The 22,939-nt window shown below is 39.2% G+C and carries 12 protein-coding genes; 2 read left to right on the top strand and 10 right to left on the bottom strand.

All coding sequences use genetic code 11. The features are described 5' to 3' along the window. Positions 1–82 precede the first annotated feature (82 nt). From M2265_RS17730 to M2265_RS17695, 8 genes are all read right to left on the bottom strand, one after another. Positions 83–2,326, bottom strand: a complete 2,244-nt coding sequence (locus tag M2265_RS17730; RefSeq protein WP_132769627.1) for a S9 family peptidase — start codon at positions 2,324–2,326, stop codon at positions 83–85. A 68-nt stretch (positions 2,327–2,394) separates the two neighbouring features. Further along, positions 2,395–3,816, bottom strand: coding sequence for an APC family permease (locus tag M2265_RS17725; RefSeq protein WP_132769629.1), 1,422 nt, complete (start codon positions 3,814–3,816; stop codon positions 2,395–2,397). 21 nt (positions 3,817–3,837) lie between these two features. Then, entirely contained in the window at positions 3,838–5,613 is a 1,776-nt protein-coding gene (locus M2265_RS17720) for a DUF885 family protein (protein ID WP_207902405.1), read from the bottom strand. 16 nt (positions 5,614–5,629) lie between these two features. Beyond that, a complete protein-coding gene (locus tag M2265_RS17715) occupies positions 5,630–6,889 on the bottom strand; it encodes an NAD(P)/FAD-dependent oxidoreductase (RefSeq protein ID WP_132769631.1) in 1,260 nt (419 codons plus the stop codon). A 23-nt stretch (positions 6,890–6,912) separates the two neighbouring features. Then, a complete protein-coding gene (locus M2265_RS17710; RefSeq protein ID WP_132769633.1) occupies positions 6,913–7,911 on the bottom strand; it encodes a 4-hydroxyproline epimerase in 999 nt (332 codons plus the stop codon). Positions 7,912–7,932: 21 nt separating this feature from the next. Continuing rightward, positions 7,933–9,420 (bottom strand): aldehyde dehydrogenase (NADP(+)), encoded by a 1,488-nt coding sequence (locus M2265_RS17705; protein WP_132769635.1) that lies wholly within the window; start codon positions 9,418–9,420, stop codon positions 7,933–7,935. A gap of 95 nt (positions 9,421–9,515) precedes the next feature. After that, positions 9,516–10,418 carry a dihydrodipicolinate synthase family protein gene (locus tag M2265_RS17700; protein WP_132769637.1) on the bottom strand — a complete coding sequence of 301 codons (903 nt, stop codon included), beginning with the start codon at positions 10,416–10,418 and terminating at the stop codon, positions 9,516–9,518. Positions 10,419–10,531: 113 nt separating this feature from the next. Next, on the bottom strand, positions 10,532–11,413 hold the full coding sequence (locus M2265_RS17695; RefSeq protein ID WP_237682833.1) for an AraC family transcriptional regulator: 882 nt from the start codon (positions 11,411–11,413) through the stop codon (positions 10,532–10,534). Positions 11,414–11,616: 203 nt separating this feature from the next. On the opposite strand from M2265_RS17695, the gene M2265_RS17690 reads away from it, so the two are divergent. Next, entirely contained in the window at positions 11,617–14,346 is a 2,730-nt protein-coding gene (locus M2265_RS17690; RefSeq protein WP_132769639.1) for a DUF5695 domain-containing protein, read from the top strand. A 488-nt stretch (positions 14,347–14,834) separates the two neighbouring features. After that, the gene (locus M2265_RS17685) at positions 14,835–18,881 is read left to right on the top strand and encodes a hybrid sensor histidine kinase/response regulator transcription factor (RefSeq protein ID WP_165905871.1); all 4,047 of its coding nucleotides are present in this window, start codon (positions 14,835–14,837) and stop codon (positions 18,879–18,881) included. A gap of 152 nt (positions 18,882–19,033) precedes the next feature. Here the strand turns inward: M2265_RS17685 and M2265_RS17680 are convergent, their stop codons facing one another. Both M2265_RS17680 and M2265_RS17675 read right to left on the bottom strand, forming a co-directional pair. After that, entirely contained in the window at positions 19,034–20,788 is a 1,755-nt protein-coding gene (locus M2265_RS17680; protein WP_132769643.1) for a family 16 glycosylhydrolase, read from the bottom strand. 153 nt (positions 20,789–20,941) lie between these two features. Beyond that, a complete protein-coding gene (locus M2265_RS17675; protein ID WP_132769645.1) occupies positions 20,942–22,939 on the bottom strand; it encodes a RagB/SusD family nutrient uptake outer membrane protein in 1,998 nt (665 codons plus the stop codon).

Below are 22,939 nucleotides of genomic sequence, written 5' to 3'. Positions count from 1 at the left end.
CTATGCCAATCGTTTTACGATCGGCATAATGATAAGATACTCCTGTTTTGGTTTAAAACAATTATCAGTCAGCGCACTTTCGCTAATAAGCCGTCCATGCTGGAGGTTCTACTCCAAGCAAGTGTTTCACGAAATAATCGCGACGTTTCTTTTCTCCAAAATCACCACCAGAAGCATGCCCCATTCCCGGAACCATAATGAAGTCGTGGTCTTTACCATGTTTAATCAACTGATTAACGAACTGATAAGTCGATGCAGGATCCACATTATCGTCTAACTCACCCACGATCAATAGCAACTTTCCTTCTAATTTATATGCATTTTCGATATTAGAGCAAGCTGCATATTCAGGTCCGATCGGCCAGCCCATCCATTGTTCATTCCACCATATTTTATCCATACGATTATCATGGCATCCACAAGATGAAACCCCTACCTTATAAAATTCAGGATGAAACAAGAGTGCTCCAGCAGAAGACTGACCTCCAGCAGAAGTACCATAAATACCGACTTTTTCAATATTCATATAGGGATATTTAAGCGCGGCAGCCTTCATCCAGGCAATACGATCAGGAAAACCAGCATCTTTTAAATTTTTCCATGCCACATCTTGAAATGCCTTCGAACGATTGGATGTTCCCATTCCGTCAATCTGCACGACTATAAAGCCCAGTTCAGCAAGCTCAGCTAGTCCTGCCGGATTAGCAGAAAATGATTTAGGGACAAAAGCGCTATGTGGACCAGCGTAGATATACTCGATGACAGGATATTTTTTGTTCGGATCAAAATTTCGTGGACGGACTATAATCCCCCAGATCTCTGTTTTACCATCTCTAGCCAGAGACTTAAACACTTCAGGTTTGCGCCATCCCATAGCCTCCAGATCCGAAATATCTGCATGTTCCAAATCCATCACAGTCTGTCCATCTGCCACACGTCTTAGTACGGCCTGCGGAGCTTGGTCAACCCGAGAGTAGAGATCTACAAATAAAGAATGATCAGTATTGAAGGTTGCCTGATGATTGGCTGCTTCAGGAGTAAGTTCCTTCAAACCCTTACCATCAAAACCAATTGCGTAATAACGGATTAAGTAAGGATCCAAATCTTTATTCATGCCACTCGCCTCAAAAATAATTTTTTTGTTATCCTCATCGACATTAACAACTTTACGCACGACCCAATTTCCTTTTGTAATCTGATGTTTCAATGCGCCCGTTTTAGCATCGAACAGATACAGATGATTCCACCCATCGCGTTCAGAAGCCCAAATGATGTCATCTGTTTTTTTAAGATCATTCCGATATTTCTTTCCACTATAATCAATAAATGTTGCGCTGCGCTCCGAAATAATGACTTTTGTTTTTCCGTCCACAGCATTCAATTCCAGCACGTCATACCGTTGATGACCACGTTGGTTATATTCAAATGTGATTCCAGTATTATCCGCCTTCCATACCAGTGCAGACAATGAAAATTGATTGGCGACCTGGGCAGGATCTACAGTTATCACCCGACCATCCATCACATCAATAATAGTTGGATAATATTGTGACAAAGCATCTCCAGGTTTATTATAATCTCTGGTTTGTAATTTAGGTTGTAATTGATCCACTGGAGAAGACTCCAATAAAGTCAACTGTCTAATTTCAGCCTTTCGTACTTTTGAAGCAGCCAATTTCTTTGAATCATTGGACCATTGGATACGGGCACTATAATACTCACCGGGGCTTCCATCAAAGGTCAACTGTCGCTCACTTTTTGAATCCCCTTTTTTGCTGATGTATACATTACTATTTTTAATATAAGCAGTATAGGCCTTATCGGGTGAGTCTACAGATTCCCCCTTACTATCATCCCATCGTGCTCCCCAATATCCGTCCGATCTACGGTCAGCACCTGTTGCAGGGACATCTCGCAACTTGCTCAGTTTATTTTCCTGGGCATTCCACTTCCAGACCACTTTTTCTTCTGTAAACTCCACTTCGTTGGCCGTCAGCACTTTCAGATCTCGTCCCCACAATACACCTAATTTCACTTCTTTATCCAACTGATCGGATAGCTGCTTTTCAATCGCAGCAACATCGGTATCTATTTTTTTCTTGTTCAGCGCATCGACCAGATATAAGCTCCTCTTTCCGTCTTTCTGGGTCACCCGATAAGAAAAACTATCTCCTTTTTCAGACCAAATAATCTGCTGTGGAACCTGATACACCTTGCCAAATGAACTCCTGATCTCTTTGGCACGTTTATAATCGTCCAATGTGCCCTGTGCCATTGTCGTAAGTTGCAATAGCACCACTAAAACAGCGGTTAATGTTAACTTCATATGTGTTATTTTTTTATATCTTATAGATGATGCCTTTATCCATAAACAGGCATGATGAAATAAATAGATTACGTCTTCGCTTCCTTTTGTTTCACAACATAGTATAATGGGATACCCAAAAGCGTGATGATAATACCTGGCCAAGTAAATTGCGGTTTATAGATCACCAACAAAATAATAAACGAGATCCCCATCAAAATATAGATGGCCGGTATAAAAGGATATCCAAAGGCTTTATAAGGTCTCGGTACATCGGGGCGCTTATATCTTAGCCAAAAGATGCCGATGATGCACAAAACATAAAACATAACAACCACACAGGTAATCATATCCAACAAATCGCCATACTTACCTGTTAAACACCATATAGAAGCAATCACCGCCTGCAACCACAAAGCGTAAGCCGGTACTGCATTCTTATTTAGGGTTCCTGTTTTCTTAAAAAACAAACCATCCTTAGCCATGGAATAATAGATCCTTGCACCAGCCAAGATCAGTCCATTGTTACATCCAAAAGTGCTGACCATAATCATAATCGCCAAGATGGCTATACCAACAGGACCAAAAATTTCTTGCGCCACAAGCATGGCCACACGATCTTTAGGCGCACTGGCCATCTCCTCGATCGTCAATACACCCGTATACATCAAATTTGTCAAAATATAGATCACGGTCACAATGAGAGTCCCCAGTGCTAAACTCAGCCCAATGTTGCGTTGCGGATTCTTGATCTCGCCTGCTACAGCAGAAGATGAATGCCAGGAATCGCTGCTGAACAACGCCCCTACCAAAGCAGCAGATATGGCACCAAATGCACCAAAAGTGGCATAATCTGCCGTCGATCCATCCACATTTAATCGCTGTAGATTCCACATATTCTCCGAAGACCAGTTTTGATTCCACACCTCCAGATCGAAAGCCGCAAAACCAAAAATAACCAATAAAACCAAGCTTAATATTTTGATCAAGGTAAGTATGGTCTGTACCATTTTGCCATTCTTTACACCCCCTGTATTAATAAAGGTCAGCAGCAAAATAACAGCGATAGCCAGCACTTGAGCAGATGAAATATGATAGTTCCCCATCACCAGCAAATAAACATCTTCATCTAGTACCGGAAACAAATAAGCTGTAAACTTGGAGAAAGCAACCCCCACAGCTGCAATCGTAGCCGTCTGAATAACGGCAAAAAAAGTCCAACCGAACGTAAAACTAACCACCGGCCCATAAGCTTCTTTGAGATAAACATACTGACCACCAGCTTTCGGAAACATGGCACTGAGCTCGCCATAACTCAAAGCTGCGGCTAAAGTCATAAATCCGCAGATCAGCCACACCACCATCAGCCAGCCAGCAGACCCCGTATTTCGGGCGATATCTGACGATACAATAAAGATACCCGAACCAATCATACTTCCGGCAACGAGCATCGTTGCATCCAATAAACCTAAGGACTTTTTGAAATCTTGACTATTTTCTTGACTGCTCATAGATTGAGGATTGAATTGCGCTTATTTAAAATTATAAAATTTCCATTTTGCTTGATGGTTAGGTTCAAGCTTTTGATTTGTCAATATCGCCCTGACCATCTCCATAGGTAAGTAATTCTCCTTAATGACCCGGTCATGAAATTCGGTATAGGACATTTTCCCCGATCCGACCAATTCATCACTGATACTCAGTAACTGCAAACCACCGATCAAATAAGCCAATTGATATAAAGGATCGTAGGAACCTTCAAATGATCGCTTCACTTCACCATGCGCATTTGCAGGTTCATGACCGACCTGATTAACTAAATAATCAACACATTGCTGTGGCGTCCACTCACCTAAGTGAAATTTAATACTGAAGGTAATCCGTGCGCAACGGTGCATCCGCCAAAATAACATCCCGATACGTTCTTCCGGTGTTTTTGCAAAACCCATTCTATAGAGCAGTAATTCCCAATATAACGTCCAGCCTTCTGTCCAGAATGGTGTATTGAAATTCTGCTCACGATACGGTTTATACCTTTTATTCATAAAATACTGTAGATGATGCCCCGGATTGAGTTCGTGCTGCACCGTACCCAAAGAAAAATGTGGATTGTTACCACGCATGCTCATCATTTTCTGATCATAAGTCATGGTATTGGTCGGATAGGAAATACTGATCTCACGCCCTCCCGTAAAAAAAGGATTCACCAACTGCCGTTCAGGAGTCATCATAATCATTCCCCAGGTCTCATCCGCCAATTCAGGAATTGCAATTAGCTCGTGCTCCTTGATAAATGCTTGGGCCCGATCATACAATTCATTGATCAGACCAGGTTGTTGCCCTTCTGGCACATAGGTGTTTTTAACCTTTTCCTGCGCGGCCTTCCAGTCGTCTCCAAATCCCATCTCACGAGAAGCTTTTAATAACTCTGCCACGCACCATTCCCATTCCTGATCAGCGATACGCAACAACTCATCCGCATTATATGCAATCATTTCTTCACGTAACTTTTTGTTGAGTGCAGATTTTCCGATCGGTTGCCCACCAATATTACTGCCATCATTAAAGACTTTCCAATTGCTCTTTCCCTGCAAAGCTGTTTTATATTGAATCAGTTTTTCATTTAAACTTTCATAAGATTTAGGGACCCACCAAGTAAACATCGGGTCATATCCATTATAGAAATCGAACGCACTCTCCAAACGGACTCGCAATGACTCCACCATATTGACCAAAAAATTGACATCAGCAGATTCAATCGCGGCCGCATTTTCTAGCTTTTGAATCGATTCAGAAACCTGATCAGTCGTTTTTTCTAACACTATGGCAACATCCTTGCCGACCACAGCGGCACCGCGACGACGTTTCTGTTCAAACTGAAGAATATTTTCGGCAAAGGGTAAGTAGGCCTTCAGTCGATTGTAAGAAGCTAATGTTTCTTTGAGTTCTTCCTTTTGTCGTTGCACTTTTTGGTTCAGCAAAATATAATCGACTTGACCATTTGTATTCAATTTCTTATAATCAAATCCTTTTAATTTAGCTAAATAGTCATCATCGATCTTGACCAGTCTATTGATCTGCTCGGGTGAGGCTGCCGACTGCTGAAATCCCCAATTTTTAGGCATTGGGCCATAAAAATAATTGACAGCCTGCAGATCATGGCGGTATTGTATGATATAAGGCTCAATAGGTGTTGTGTGTTGATACAAATCCATATCTTGGGCATCTGTTAGCGAAGAAGCCATACAAAGCACTCCAATGACTATAAATTTCTTTACGTTAGGGTTATTGTTGTTTTTCTTCATCATTTAGGTTTATTTTTGTCTATTGAAACCGATCTGGACTAAAGCCCTTGATATCCGTTTCTGTAGGTTTATCGGATAGTAGCGCTGTGATCGCTTTTCCGTAAGCAGGTCCCAAACTCAAACCCATCATACCACCCGCACCCGCAATGCTGACATTGCTGTATTTAGAAGTCCTGCCCAAATATGGAAGCCCATCTGGCGAACATGGTCTGTAGCCAAACCAGATATCCTGCGGATAATCGACCTTTAGATCAGGGAAATATTTAGGGATAGATTCGACGATACCTTTTACGCGATTACTGTATATCTTATCATTTGCCGGACCTAATTCCATGGTTCCACTAAAACGAATCTGATTATTCATAGGCGTCACCGCTACACGAGCTTCTAACAGCAAAGCCGCATGTACCATCTGGTTATTGTCGGTTGTATTATGCATAAAAGAATACCCCTTTCCAGGCATTAAAGGTAACTTCAAATGTAACTTCGAAGCTAATGCAGGTAGCGACGCTCCCCCAGTCACGACAATTTCATCGGCATGAAATGCTCCTTTTGAAGTAAGGATTTCAGACACCTTTTTACCTGAAAACTTGAATCCTGTTACATCTGTTTGATAGTGAACCTGGACACCATGAGCGAACAAGTAATCTGTCAATGTTTTCATCAATTTGGGAGGATACAAGATACCATCACATTTGTATAAAATACCTCCGATCGTATCCATTCGGAGATTAGGCTCTAAAGCCTGTATACCCGCTTGATCAAAAACTTCCACATCCAATCCCAAGTTTTGGGCTTTTTCTGCCAATTCAATTTCTTCATGCGCAACATGGCTAGATTTGTAGAGCATCATAATACCGTTCTGTCTTAGCTCAAAATCAAAACCCTCCTGTTGAGCCAATTCATCATATGATCGGCTACTCGCAAGGTTCAAATCACGTATAGCTGCTGCATTTCGGTTTACATGTTTTTCATTGGCATGCTTCAAAAATTTCAAACCCCAATCGATCAATGAAAAATTCAATGAAGGTCTGACGTAAAATGGACTTTTACTATTCAGCATCCATTTTACACCTTGTGCCACGATGCCTGGTGCTGCCAATGGTGTAAAATGACTAGGCACGATCATTCCTGCATTGCCATAGGAACAATTGTCTTGCCCATTCCCTTTCTCTAAAATTTGAACTTCCCAACCATCCTGTAAGAGGTAATAGGCAGTAGACAATCCTGCTATACCCGCCCCTATGATAGCAACTTTTCCTTTATTATGTGTTGACACTTTTTTTGATATTTTAATAGTAATTACATAACCTGAAATCCTTCTTTATAGGGGTCTTCATCATCAATAATGATTTGACTATACCCCGTAATTCTTGCCCAGCCTTCTACAGAGGGAATGATGGCAGTCTGCCCCGATATAGTTGTTTCTTCTTCGATACGACCGACAAATTGCGAACCGATATAACTCTCATGAACAAACTCTTCTCCTTTTTTCAACTTCCCTTTAGCATACCATTGTGCCATGCGAGCAGAAGTTCCCGTACCACAGGGAGATCTATCCAATGCATTCTCACCTACCAACACAGCATTTCTTCCTGTAGAATTTTCTTTGGTTGGTTTCCCAGTCCATTGGATATGGCTCAGACCATAAATATTTTCATTTTCAGGATGAACAAAATCTGTCTGCTCATTAAGTAAATGGCGAATAATTTTCCCATAATGAATGAGCTGACTCGCTGAAAAATCGCTTATATCTCTAAAATTTTTCTGCGGATCAACAATGGCGTAAAAATTCCCACCATAGGCTACATCAACAATAATTTCACCCAAATCTGGGCATATCACGTTAAGTCCTTCTTTATAGAGAAAAGACTTAACATTGGTCAGCTTAACCGTTTTTACCTTTGGTCCTTCTTGTACATAATCGATCAGGATTAAACCTGCTGGTGTCTCTAGACGCAGCTTACCCGGTACTTTAGGGATGACCAATCCCTCTTCAATCGCAATAGTCACAGTACCAATAGTACCATGTCCACACATCGGAAGACAGCCGCTTGTTTCAATATAAAGTACACCGGTATCATTATTTGGATCTGTTGGCGGATACAGAATACTTCCGCTCATCATATCATGACCACGGGGTTCAAACATCAATCCTTTACGAATCCAGTCATATTCTTCCATAAAATGTAGCCGACGTTCCATCATCGAATTTCCATGCAACACCGGCCCTCCTCCTGCTACCAACCTAACTGGACAACCACAGGTGTGGGAGTCAATACAAAAAAACGTTTTCTTCATCAATTGCTATACAAAAATGTCCTAAATACTTGTTGTTGTAACCACAGCACCATCTACGATCCGCGCAATACCTAATGGATTTTCATTTTTCAACTCTTCTGGCAAGAATTCATCTGGCCAGTTCTGAAAAGATAAAGGGCGTACAAAACGCTTCACCGCATCCGGTCCTACAGAGGTAAATCTTGGGTCGGTACAGGAAGGAAAAGGACCTCCATGCTGCATCGCATAGACCACTTCTACTCCAGTTGGCATTCCGTTAAATAAGATACGCCCTGCTTTATCTTTCACCACATTAAAAACATCTAGATGTTCTTGCACATCCTCCTTAGTCCCTGCAATTGTAATCGTCAATTGTCCCTTGAGCTGCTGCGCTATAGCCAGTACTTCATCATCATTTTCGGCTTCTACCAATACAGCAAAAGGACCAAATACTTCTTCACTTAATACCTGATTTTTTAAGAAATTGCTTGCTGAAGTTCTAATGATCCTGGGACGACCTTGACCTCGAGTGGATTCAACACTCGATTCGGCGATTACAGCTACCGCATGTTGGCTGCTTAATGTTATTTTATTTTTTTCAAAATGTTCATAAATACCCGCATTGAGCATTGTGCCCGGAGCAATAGTAGCTATTGCCGATGCCAACGCTTTTTTAAACCGTTCTAGAGCATCACCTTTTACAGCTATAAATACCCCAGGATTGGTACAGAACTGGCCCACACCCAAAGTCAGCGAAGCGGCATATTCTTTCGCGAGATCTTCCGCTCTATCCGTTAGGAGATGGGTAAAGGCAAATACCGGATTGATACTTCCCATCTCGGCAAATACCGGTATCGGTTCTTCCCTTTGGTTAGCGATATCAAATAGGGCTTTCCCACCCCAATACGACCCCGTAAAGCCAACCGCTTTCACAAGAGGATGAGCCGTCAGATAGGCACCTATCTTGGTATCTGTACCTTCAATATGGGCACCAAGAATATGGCTAAACACTCCTTCCGGCCACCCAAATTCTTTAATAACAGTCGCTATCGCATCGGCCATAATGGTCGATGTTTGAGAATGTCCCGAATGGCCTTTCACAATCACTGGACAGCCTGCGCCAATAGCACTCGCCGTATCACCTCCTGCCGTAGAAAAAGCAAATGGAAAATTACTGGCCCCGAATACAACAACTGGTCCTATGCCCAAATTGAATTTCCGGATATCACTTTTACCTGTTTCAGTATTTGCTAAATCGATGCGGGCTTCTGTATAAATACCCATTGCCACCGCATTGGCATAACTGCGCCATTGCCCTACTGTTCGTGCCTTTTCGCCTGTAAGACGAGGCAAAGGCAATGCTGTTTCTGCATGAGCAGTCTCCAAAAGTTCCGGGCCTAACCCTTCAATTTCAGTTGCAACAGCATGCATAAATGCGGCACGCTGCGCAATCGTCGTAGATTTCAAAAATTGAAATGCTTCTGCCGCTATGCGAATACGCTCATCCAAATAAACTTGTGATTGATTCATTATTTATTTCAATTTTTATATATAAAAAACGCACCGTAGGCGAATAGTATTCACCAATCGCCCACAGTACCTTAATGCTATTTAACCTGCAGATCCTAATTTAACTGAGGGCGATTAGCAATACCATCAGCAATAACTTTATTAATTCTTTCCGCTTCTTCACCCACCAACGGAAGTCTAGGTGCACGAAGATGTGGCGTACTTATTCCTTCGGCTGTTGCGGCAAGCTTAATATATTGAATAAGCTTAGGGTGGATATCCAGCTCCAATAGAGGCATAAACCAACGATAGATTTCTAATGCCTTATCGTATTCACCATTTAAAGCATAATTATACATCGCAACAGTTTCATTCGGAAAAGCATCAACTAAACCAAAAACCCATCCATCAGCACCCACTACTATTGATTCCAAAGAGATTGTATCTACACCACCTAATACCTTAAAGCGTTCACCAAATTTATTTTTCATCCGGGTTATATTTGTCAAATCTCGGGTGGATTCTTTTACCGCAACGATCGTTGGACAATCTTTCAATTCATCAAACATAGCAGTTGATACAAACACCGAATAATCAACCGGGTTATTATAAATTAATATTGGCAAATCTGTTGCATTCGCTACTGCTTTAAAATATGCGACCACTTCACGGTCATCAGCCCTATAGCGCATCGGAGGCAATAACATTAAACCGTCTGCGCCTAATTCTTTTGCTTTAACAGCAAAATTAACAGCATGTTTAGTTGTATTTTCTGCAATGTTTAATATAATCGGTACCCGGCCGGCGATAACCTGAATTGCGTAAGTCAATAATTCAAATTTTTCATCCGTATCCAGAACTGCTGCATCACCCAATGATCCTGCAATGATAATACCATGCACCCCTGCTTTAATCTGTGCTTCGGTATTCTTAGCAAACATATCAAAGTCAATTTCACCATTCTCTTTAAAGGGGGTCAATACTGCTGGGTATACACCCTTCCAATTTAATTCAGCCATAGTTGGTTTTTACTTTATTAGTTTAATATTTTCTTTTATCAAAGAAACCAACTATAATAGAAGTAAACTAACCGCCTTTTAATAATTACTTATTGGATATTGACATTTACAATCTATTCGTAAAGTAAATTTTTATAATTAGCAACATACATCTTGGGTGAGATTCCTAGAATACTTCTAAAAACGCGATTAAAATTTGTAATACTATTAAATCCCGAATCATAAGCAACAATCGAAATGCAGTCATAGTCCTTTCCTCCCAATAACCGACAAGCTTCTCTCACTCGTAATTCATTCAAATACGAAACAAAAGTTTTACCAGTGCTTTTCTTAAAATAGCGACAAAAGGCCTGTGGTGTAAGATTAGCCTTTTCCGCCATCTCATTTAAACCAATATTCTCCTTATAATTATTTTCAAGAAAATTACATAAGGTGGTAATCCTAAAAGATCCAACTTCCCCAAAGCCATGAGATATCATTCCAGAAAGGGGTTTAAGCTTAAATGACAGTTTATTCAAAGACTTCAACAAATAAAAAAAACTTACAAGCTGTCCCAAACTATCCGAATTCTTAAGTGCTTCTATTCTCCGGCTCACTTGTGGTAAGTATAATTCAGGAACTTTAAAACCACGACCGTTTTTGTCAATAAAATCAAGTAGCATACTTAATTCTGGAACATTCAAAATCTTTGACAAAGCACCTTTTAAACTAAAGAAAATAGAAATGGACTGAACACAACCGTACATTAAATCATTTTTAAAAACATGAGCTTGGTTAGATCCTAAAAGAAAAATATCATTCTTTTCAAAATAATGTACATTATCATCTACTAATAATTGTCCAGCTCCCTCTTTGATCCAGATTAACTGATATTCCTCATGACAATGCATATGAGGATAAAACTTATCCAAAAAATCTTCTTGAATAAAAACGGTTCTATCTTTTGGAACGGGAACCCGATATTGAACGGGTTTCATAAATTGAATTGGTTTCATAAATAGATTGGTTTATAATAAATGTCATTTATACATTAAATTTATAACTTAGTTGTTTACAAAACAAATATTTTGTTGCTTTATATCAATAACATGTTACACATTGTTAAAATCTGGTAATAAAAAAAGAACTTAATAAGTCAAATTTGTAACAGTTCACCTTATATCCTATTAAAGATTAATTAATCTCTAAACTTTGCAAAATGAATTTAAAGAAAAGTTGTTATCTCCTATTTACAATATTTTACATCCAATATAGCCTTCCAGCATTAAGTCAACAGGATGAACATCCCGTATGGAAGGCAACAAAAAGTCAACCTGCTACTTTAGGCATAGACCAAGGAGCCAAAAGTTTTAATCTAAATCAGTTGAAAATTAAAGTGCTTAATACGTCACAAACTTTATCGGCTTTTCAACAGACCAATGGCGATCTTGCTTTTGATTATACGCCTATTGAAATGCTCCATAAACGTGACCGTAATAACTTTTTCCATATCGGCGATATCAACATCAGTCTTAAACGACAAGGAGAGACACAGTGGTCAAGTTATTCTTCGGCCAAAGACCGCAAGAAAGTAATCGAAATAACGCCTTCAAAAACAATTCTAGCTGCTGCTGACATTACCTCAACATTAGGAGACATTCCATTAAAAATTGTGCGAAGCTGGGAAAATGTAAACGGCGATCTGATCTTAAAGTTTCAAATCACTAATCCTACCGATCAAGCTATTGAAATCGGAGCTTTGGGCATACCGCTACCCTTCAATAACAATATGGATTGGAAAAATCTGAATCAGGCGCATGCACAAAATGTGTTTTTCGACCCCTACATTGGAAAAGATGCAGGTTATATGCAAGTGAACCATTTACATGGAAATGGCCCTAGCCTATTGGTTCTACCATATGCCAATGCAGGATTTGAGGCATACAACCCCTTAAACACTGATCCTACACCAAAAAGTATTACTTTCGAAGGTTTCCATGAATGGATGATCCATAGCAAAGCACTAGCTGAAACAGAATGGAAAGGAGTAGAACAATGGAATACACCAACTTCGACCCTATTAAAACCAAATGAGTCTAAAACATTTGCACTCAAGTTTGTCCTGGCACCAAGTATTAAAGAAATTGAAAATACGCTCCTAAAAAATAATAGACCCGTGGCAATTGGAGCTCCTGGATATGTCGTTCCATTAGATAATCCTGTCAAGTTGTTTATCAAACATAACAAGGCCATTAAAAACATTTCTGTCTATCCAGAGGGTTCTTTAAGTATTATTAAGCAAAAAGATACACCACAAAAATGGCATCAATATGAGGTCAAAGGTCAACAATGGGGTCGTGCACGATTGACTATTACCTACCAGGATGGTATCGAACAAACCATCCAATATAAAGTGATTAAGTCAGAAAAAGATGTGGTGAATGATCTTGGAAATTTCTTAACGACCACACAGTGGTATGAAAATGATAAAGACCTTTTTGGAAGATCTCCATCTGTTATCAGCTACGATTATGAAGATAAGAAATTAGTCACCCAAGAACAGCGCGCTTGGTATGCCGGCTTAAGTGATGAAGCCGGAGCAGCTAGTTGGCTAGCCGCAATCATGAAACAGGTCTTACAGCCTAATACCACAGAGATCGCAAAGTTAAAACGCTTTGTCAATGAAACCATGTATGGTCGAATCCAACATAAGGACGGTGATCAAAAATATGGTGTCGTCAAAAGTTTATTTTATTACGAACCTGATTCAATGCCAGCAGGCACTTACCAAACAGATATTAATTGGAAGACTTGGTCGGCATGGCCTAAAAAAGAAGCTGATAATATTGGGCGTTCTTACAATTACCCCCATGTTGCTGCTGCACATTGGGTCATGTACAGATTAGCCCGCGATTATCGTAATCTCGTACAGGAAGAGAGCTGGGATATCTATCTAGATCGAGCTTTTCAAACCAGCATGGCGATGATTGAAAAAGCACCTTATTATGCGCAGTTCGGCCAGATGGAAGGCAGTATATTTCTACTTATCCTCCATGATTTACGTCGCGAGGGATTAACAGATGCGGCCAATAAATTGGAAGCTGTGATGCGTAAAAGAGCCGAACATTGGAAAACCCTTGATTATCCATTTGGAAGTGAGATGCCTTGGGACTCTACAGGACAAGAAGAAGTATATTTATGGTCTCGATACTTTGGTTTTGACGATAAAACTCAAGTTACCTTAAATGCCATTCTCGCGTATATGCCTACAGTACCACATTGGGGATACAATGGTAGTGCCCGTCGTTATTGGGATTTTGTATATGGGGGAAAACTATCCCGGATCGAGCGTCAACTTCATCATTATGGTTCCGCTTTAAATGCTATCCCTGTATTAACAGAATACCGAGATCACCCTGATGATTTCTACCTGCTTCGTGTAGGCCATGCAGGTATGATGGGGGCATTAGCCAATGTAACTGCAGATGGTTTTGGTCCTGCAGCATTCCATTCTTACCCCTCTACCTTAGCTAACGATGGTATATCGGGCGATTACGGTACTGGGTTTTATGGCTATGCCGTAAATTCAGGCACCTACATCATAGAACATCCAGAATTTGGTTGGCTGGCATTTAGTGGTAATCTGAAAGCCGATAAAAATAACATCGAAGTAGCAATAAAAACAGCTTCCAAAGGTCGTGTTTTTCTAGCCAAAGAAAATTTATGGTTAACATCCGATGCCGGAGAAATTGAAACCTTCACCTACAATCAAAAAGATAAAACTGTATTGTTAAACTTTAATACAAGTCAATCCGCGATAGTACCAAATATTTTGCTTAATATCAATCCGGAAAGTGGCTATGAAATTGAAGGGTTTAACAAGGATAAATACAACCGTTACGAAATACCCGCAAATACGAATACCGTGAAACTTGTGAAAACAAAGTAACATCAGGTCATTTATATTCTTGCAGAAAAGCCCTGTTTAATATTAAACAGGGCTTTTTAGTGTTTCAAATTTTTCCCTGAGTCTTTCTACAGACTCATCTTTATTATTTTCACATCGAATAAAGCATTCTCCCTATGAAGAAGAGTTTCACAAAAACCTACCTATTTCCGTCCGAATATCATTGCTTTATCGATCAAAACTACCCACCTGTATCTTCATTTTAAATGATCTGTTAGCTTGATAAATGTAAAGCAAACAGTTATTATTTATTAAACATTCTATATCTTTAAAAAATCACCGGTTTTAAAGATAAAATATGTGTCCAAACGAGGTACCGTTTAGCGTATAATGTCTATCTATAAATTTATGATATTTAAAAATATTTGATATTTAAAAATCTGACAACAAGGGAAATAGCAGCATTTTTTTGGTAAATAAAAAGCCATTTTTAAACAAGGTAAATGCTGTTGAATGGAAAAATCACAACAATGAACAGTCATAAATTTCATCAACTAATAATTTCAATACTGATTCTATTGTATTATACACGACCGTGGAGTGCAGTAAGCCAAATTACGAATTCGAACATCAATCAACAAATATCGAACAGTTCGGTTAAATCAATCTTTCAAGATAGCCAAGGCTACATGTGGTTTGGCACATTTGATGGATTAAACCGTTACGATGGTTACGAAATCAAAGCATATCGCAATCAGCTGAATCAGACCAATAGTCTTCCCCACAATTATATTTATTGCATTGTAGAAGATCAATTAAAAAAATTATGGATCGGAACAGGACAAGGCGTTGCTATTTATGACCGAAATTTTGATACCTTTTCCCTTCTGTCTTTCTTAGACTTTGACAATCCTGAAAAAAAATATATCATGAATGTCGACACAAAGACGATTCAAGTCGACAAAAAAAACAATGTTTATATTGGGACAAACGGATTAGGACTATTACTCAAAGAAAATAACCGGGATAATGCCATCCGTATTCCATTAAAATTTGACAAAGAAAGATCAGTAGTGGATTACTCAGTTCCTGTTATTCATATTGATAAAAAAAATCAAATCTGGGTATTTATTAGTGACAGAGGTTTATATCGATTCGATATTCAAAATCAAGAATTACAACTTATCAATCATGATATTCTAGAAGCAACAAGTATGACCAGTAATCAAACTGGTGATATTTTTATTGCAAACTATCACGGTGTATACATTTTTCATAACGCATCTCGAAAAATATCAAAAGTATTTCAAAAAAATTTAAGTTCGGATCAGGTCAATCAACTAACCCTAGTCAATGACGATCAGCTATGGGTTTCTACGCAAGACAATGGCATATCCATCATCGATTTAAAAAACGATAATGTGCGCTACCTGAATCAGTCTTCCTTAGCTCCCAATGCTTTAACGAGCAATGCGATCTATACAACCTATGTAGGAAAAGACAACAAAAAATGGATTGGAACTGCTAAGGGAGGTATCCATTTGATTGATGATCAGCAACTGAATTTCCAATCACAGCAGGATAAATCATTACAAAACAATACTAACTATCCAAAATTTGTACGCTCCTTTGCTCAAGTTGATCCATCCACACTTTGGATAGGCACAGAAGGAAATGGATTGTATATATGGAACCGTTCCACAAACCTATTTCGATCTATAAAAAAAGGGGATCAGAACTTAACGGACAATGTCATTAATAATATTTTAGCAGATCGTAACGGTAACATCTGGTCTGCAACCGACAATGGGATTGTCCTATATGAGCAACATGGTAAGTCTAAAACCTACACGTGTATTGCCGATAATGGACTGATCAATAGTAGCGTACAGATTCTATTAGAAGATGCTGCAGGAAATATTTGGGCAACTACTTTTTCAAATGGATACCTCTACAAATATAACCCGATCACAGATCGATTCGAGCAATTCAATGATTCCTTAATCGATCTGAACTGCTTAACCGAAGATAAATCAGGAAGTCTTTGGGCTGGAAATTATAACACATTAATAAAGATTAATAAACAATCGCAAGCTTTTGAAACTTATCACATTGGAAAACCCGTCCGTTCAATCTATATCGACAGCAAAGGTCGTATGTGGATCGGAACCGAGGGTCGTGGACTAATTGAATTTGATCCAAACAGCAAAAAAATAAAAGTTAATTATTCCCAGAGCAATGGACTCTCGAACAATTCTGTTTTAAATATCTTAGAAGATCGGAAAGGAAATTTATGGTTGAGTACTTTTAATGGTCTGTCTAGATTTAATACAACTACAAAATCATTCACAAATTACGATCAAACAGATGGTCTGCTGAATAATGAATTTTCGTATAGTGCCGCTCATAAACTAAGTGACGGACAACTCATCTTTGGCGGTATCAATGGATTTGACTTATTCGATCCAGACAAGATCCAAGCCAGAAAACATATACCATCACTGGCATTGACTACCATCAAAATTAATAATATTAAACTGAATGACTCCACTCATCAGGTTCAACTCAATGATAAACATCAAATTTCCCAAATAACCTTACCCTATGGATCATCAATATCCATTGACTATGTTGCCCTAGAGTTCGCCTCCCCCAACAAGATCAAGTACAGGTATATGCTCGAAGGTTGGGATAAAAATTGGAATGATGCAGGAGTCTCCCGTTCCATTAATTATAATAATCTATACGAAGGAAAGTATACATTACTGATCAATTCAACAGATACTGAAGGCAAGTGGACAAAAAATATTGTACCGCTAACGATCCGTATATTACCACCCTGGTACCGTACCTGGTGGTCTTACCTGATTTATTTATCAGGGATAGCATGTGCCTTTTATTACTACAATCGCTATCGAAACAAACAAACGGCACTCCAATACCAGGTTGAAGTTTCGCAATTGCATGTCATCAAGGAACGTGAAATTTATGAAAAAAGGCAAGCCTTTTTCACGAACATATCACATGAATTCAGGACTCCACTTACTTTAATTATTAATCCTATAACAGACCTGTTGCAAAGCGATGAAAATAACCGGAATTCAACCACATTACAAGTGGTACACCGTAATGCCAAACGCCTTTTAAGTCTTGTCGATCAATTATTGATTTTTAGAAAAGCGGAGGAACAGGGTGAGAAACTTCACATTAGCCAATTTAACTTACACCACTTTGCAGAAGAGATCTATTTCTATTTCTCTGCACAAGCAAAATTACAGCATATTGATTATCAATTTTCTGCAGATCGTGATGACATTATCATCCAAGCAGATAAAGAAAAAATAGAGATTGTACTTTGTAATTTAATCTCCAATGCCTTTAAGTTTACTCCAGAACACGGTCAAATTACTTTTACTATAAACTGCCATCCAAAATATATACAAATATTGATCAAAGACTCCGGCATTGGAATTCCGGATCATATCGGCGATAAGATTTTTGAAAAATTTTATTCGGACAACCGCAATGGAACAAAAAAACAGACCGGATTTGGAATTGGCATGTATTTGACCCGAACTTTTATAGCGATGCACAAAGGACATATTTCCTATCAAAGCTCGCAGGACCAAGGAACTGTTTTCGAGCTCAAGCTTCCCTTACTAAACGAAAACTATCAACGGGACCATTCATCCAATCCAAATAGTAATTATACCTCAACGTTAATGGAAACATGGATCTCTTCACCAACAGAAACAACAAACTCGTCTAATAAGCTTCATTCTGTTAGTCCAAAAGTAGGTTTATTAGTCGTTGATGATGATGATCAACTACGAGATTATTTGGTTAAGCTTTTTGAAAATGATTATATGGTCTATCATGAAGCAAACGGCATCGATGCATTATCTACCATTAAAAGTAAGCAACCCGAGGTTGTTATCAGCGATGTAATGATGGATGGTATGAACGGTATAGAGCTCTGTCAAGCCATAAAATCCAATCCATTATCCAGTCATATTCAAGTTATCTTACTCACCAATAGTGCTTCTTCAAGCACTAAGCTAGAGGGGATCCGGTTTGGTGCAGATGATTATATGAGCAAACCATTTGATGCGGCTGTATTGCGTGCCAGAGTCAATACGCTAGTCAAAAATCGTCAGCATCTACAAGAGTTTTTCTTCAATGCAATTACCCTTCAGTCCAACACATTAAAAATAACCGACAAAGACAAAGATTTCATTGAAAAGTGTATTCGCATCATCGAGGAGAATTTATTAGAAGATTTGAACGTCACCTCCCTATCTGCAAAAATTGGTATGAGCCATTCCAATTTATATAAAAAGATAAAAGCCATATCCGGACAAACAATAAATGAATTTATCCGATCGGTCAGGCTCAAAAAAGCTGCAGAAATATTAATCAATACGGACGCAAAAATTAATGAAGCTGCTGATATGGCTGGATTTTACGACATCAAATATTTTCGTGAACAGTTCAAAAAGCTATTTGGATCAAATCCTTCAGATTATGTAAAAAAATATCGAAAAGCATTTCAAAACAGATATCGAATGCCCGATTAGACGATTAAATTACAGTACCCATTAAGGTAGAAAAATCTGTTTCAAATTGTTTATAGCACATTTAAAACAGATTTTTGATGCACCTTAAAGGTAGATTGATTTATACCAATGTTAAAAACCTTAAAGCAATGAGATTAACGAATGTCCAAATTTCATTTAAATACATCAAGCTTCCATTGATCTTTCCATGAGACGGTTACCGTACCATTCTTAAGGTCAATCGGGAGCCAGATGTAGCGACTATCCAACAAATTTTTAGGCTTCCAACGGTCCGCCATAAAAATAAAGGCGTCCTTCTTTCCCGCAACAGGTAAAACAAAAGTAGATTGCGCGTCAAAGGTAATTTGCGCGTCGGGGCCACGCATCGGATCTCCTAAAGAAGTCCAGGGTCCAAAAAGATCATCTGCAACATGCAATTCCGCCTTATTGGGTGCCCAACCTGTACAACCGCTTGTAAACAAATAATATTTTTTATTGTATTTAAACAATGCAGGAGCTTCGCGATGATTTCTAAACAATAATTTATCCGATGCTGTAGGAGCCAAATAATCAAGAGTCAACTTTGATAATCTCAATTCGTAATTCTCATCTGAAGAATAGATGTGATATGCAACATCATCATCATCCACAAAAAGTCCCATATCCCTCGACATATGACCATTAGGTCTAAAGCTGTCTACCAGCTTAAAAGGACCTGTGGGAGAATCACTAATTGCAACCGCAGCCCGCGCCGCGGCATAACCTTGACCTTTCAACTCGAGATGAAACCACATCACAAATTTCTTAGTCCTTTTATTGTATATGACCTTTGGTCGCTCTATGATACAACCCCAAGCAATATCACTCTCCTTATCATCTGACGGAGAAAAGGCCAATTTCTCAAAAGTCCAGTTATAGAGATCCTTAGAAGAATAAACATTGACACCCTGTGATTCAGTTCCCCCTCTTTTCTCACCATACCAATAATAAGTGCCACTATGATGAACAATTCCACCACCATGTGCATTTATGTGATTGCCTTTATTATCCTGCCAAAGCTCGCCAGGTACAAATTTTACTTTTTTTTGCTGTTTATCACTCTTTTGATATACCCTGACATAATCAATCTCATATTTGGCCGGCAACAGATTTTCATCAACTTCTCCTCCGTTGATACCGCCTAAAGCTAAATTAAGTAAGATATAATGTGGCTGTTTAAAAGGATTAAATCCTGTACCATCACGGTTTGTCAATTTATCCAGCTTCACTTTATTCATCAGTATATCATCCACATACAAAGCAATCTCATGTTCATCCCAGTACATGCTCCAAACATGAAATTGTTTGGCCCATTCTATTCCCCCTAAATTTGAAACCGCTTTTTTCTGACTATGCCAGTTCGCCTGCCATCTTTTATCCGTCCCAGAAGCAATATTTGCTAAGATATTACCCTTATAGTATTCCATAATATCTATTTCCCCGTTCGAAGGCCATTCTTTTTCGATTCCTAGCGTCCAAAATGCAGGCCACAATCCGTTACCCACCGGAATACGGGCCCGCATTTCAAAGATGCCGTACTTCCAGCTATGCTTGTCAGATGTATTAATCGATGCAGACGTATAGCGGATATCTGATCGCGAAAGCGCCCAATGTGGAGTGTCCGGTTTATAAGTAGGATTAGGTTTAATCTCTCGTCTAGCTTCAATAGTCAATATACCGTCTTTACAGGATACATTTTCTTTCTGATACCATTGGTCTTCCTGGTTACGCATGAACCCCTCCTCAAATCTCCAATTTTGATCATTTACAGAACCCTTTTGATCAAAATCATCAGACCAGACCAATGTATATCCTTCCTTAGAAACATGTTGTGCACTTACCTGTATAGCAAGATGCAATAGAAAAATCAAGTAGTATAGTTTTTTCATGAATAAAATACGTTATTTATTAAAATCCTTTTAAGTCTCTTTCTCCTTAGATCGCGCTTTGCATAAAAGATCCCCCATCTCATATTATCATGGAGGGGGATACTAGGCAAAAAAAACAATTCTTTAATTGATGTCGACAAGTAGGTTAACCTATCAATAGCCTGTTGCCCCATTTCCGGCAACCAAAGGCCATCCCGGATTCTGGTAAATAACAGCATTTTCAATACTTCCGTCTACCGAAGTAAGTTGAAAATGCTCTATGGCTACAGGAGATAGGTAATGCGCCATTGCAAATTTAATTCCAGCATATGACAACGCATTACTGCGGACTTCCAAAGGACGCAGATAAATACTTAAAGCCGGATCGGAGACAACAGATTGATCACTCGAAGCACCATATTTCAACTGCGCCGCCGTATACCATTCCTTCATTGGCCCCCAGAGTTTAAACCCTTCATAATGATCGGGAGTCGTAATTAACTGATCCATTGCTCTCCAGCGTTTTAGATCCATCAATCGCAAACCCTCGGCCATCAGTTCGTTTCTTCGCTCCCTGCGGATATTATATAAGGTCGGTGAAACAAAATTTCCAGCAGAATAAACGCCCCAGTCTTTCTTTTCCAAACTCATATTTGTTGCCGCAATAGTTGCATTAAAATCAGGATCCACCTTTGCCCGCGTTCTGATTGCTCGCCAATAAGCCTCCGCTTTTCCATCCAGATTACCATTTTTTTCATAAGAAGCCTCAATATAATTTAAATAAGCTTCCGAAGCTCTAAACGTAATACTTCCGGTATATCCGCCATTATTATTTGTCTGTAGACCATCATAGGAGATACCTTTACGGATGGTGTATCCTGTTGTATAACGACGTTCCCAATCTGTTTCCCATATACTGGGATACGGTTCCACCAAAGTATAGTGTGTACCTGCGCCAACATTGATCAGCACGTTTTTCTGTCCCGGTTCTTTCAAAAACAACTGCAATCGACCATCACGGTCTTTGCGCACATTTGCAATGTAATCATCCCCATGATATCCGCTGCCGGAAGCATATACCGGAAGTCCATTTTTCATTAAGAAACTCTCGACCATACTACGCGTTAAGCCAACCGCATAATTACTTCGCTGTTGATACACAGGAACATTATGGGTAACCAGACTTTGATTATACTGGCGCCATAACAACACTTCACTATAGTTGGACATATCAACCGCTCCAAACATGCTGAAATAAGGATTTTCATTATTGGCCGATTCGATGATCCCCGTATTATTGACCAGAGCAACCGCATCTGCAACCGCGGCGGCAGCAGTCATGGATGCTGACAAGAAAAAGTCAATTTCCCCATCAATACTTCCAGAAGGAAACGTATAACTTTTCAAATAATCTTTCGATTCCCCTGGCCAACCCGCACCCTTAGGTACAAAAGCAGTTCCTTTAAAATATTTCAACCAGGTACCTTCATATAAACCAACGCGCGATTTTAAAAGCTGTGCAACATGTTGTGATATCCTCTGTTTCTTTCCATCGGGAGAATTTGTCTTCAATAAAGTTATTGCCGAATCCAGATCAGACAGAATAAAACGTGCTACTTCATTTCGAGGCGCTCGTTTACTCGCTTCTATTAATATATTTTTATCCTTATCGGACATGACATTTTTAATGATCGGAAAATCACCCAATGCCTGCAGTTTTGTAAAATAAACATAAGCTCTCAAAAAATAGGCCTCTCCTATATAATGCTCCACATTAGATGCATTACCCAGTAATTTCTTTTCCTTCCATTTTGGCACCACGGTGTTGATAAAATAATTCATCTGGTAAATATTTGAAAAGTTCCAGTCACCGCCTTCAGCTCCAACACGCCATTGACCTGGAATAAAGCGGTTATCTAAATTTGGCATGGCCATGTTGTCCGTATTACCATCAATTCCAAATGTTCCAAATGACCACGTCCCGTGCGAAGGAAACACCTCCGTATAACGTGCAATGGTATAAGCCGCTAATTGCGATTCTTCCGTCAGGTAAACTTCTGGGATGATTTGGGAAGGTGGATTAATATCCAAATATTTATTACAAGAAGAAAGACCGACCGCAGTTATCAATCCCAATTGAAATATATTAAAAATTTTATGCTTGAATTTCAT

The organism is Sphingobacterium kitahiroshimense (genome assembly GCF_025961315.1).
Taxonomy (GTDB): domain Bacteria; phylum Bacteroidota; class Bacteroidia; order Sphingobacteriales; family Sphingobacteriaceae; genus Sphingobacterium; species Sphingobacterium anhuiense.
This window is presented reverse-complemented; position numbering and strand designations above follow the sequence as displayed.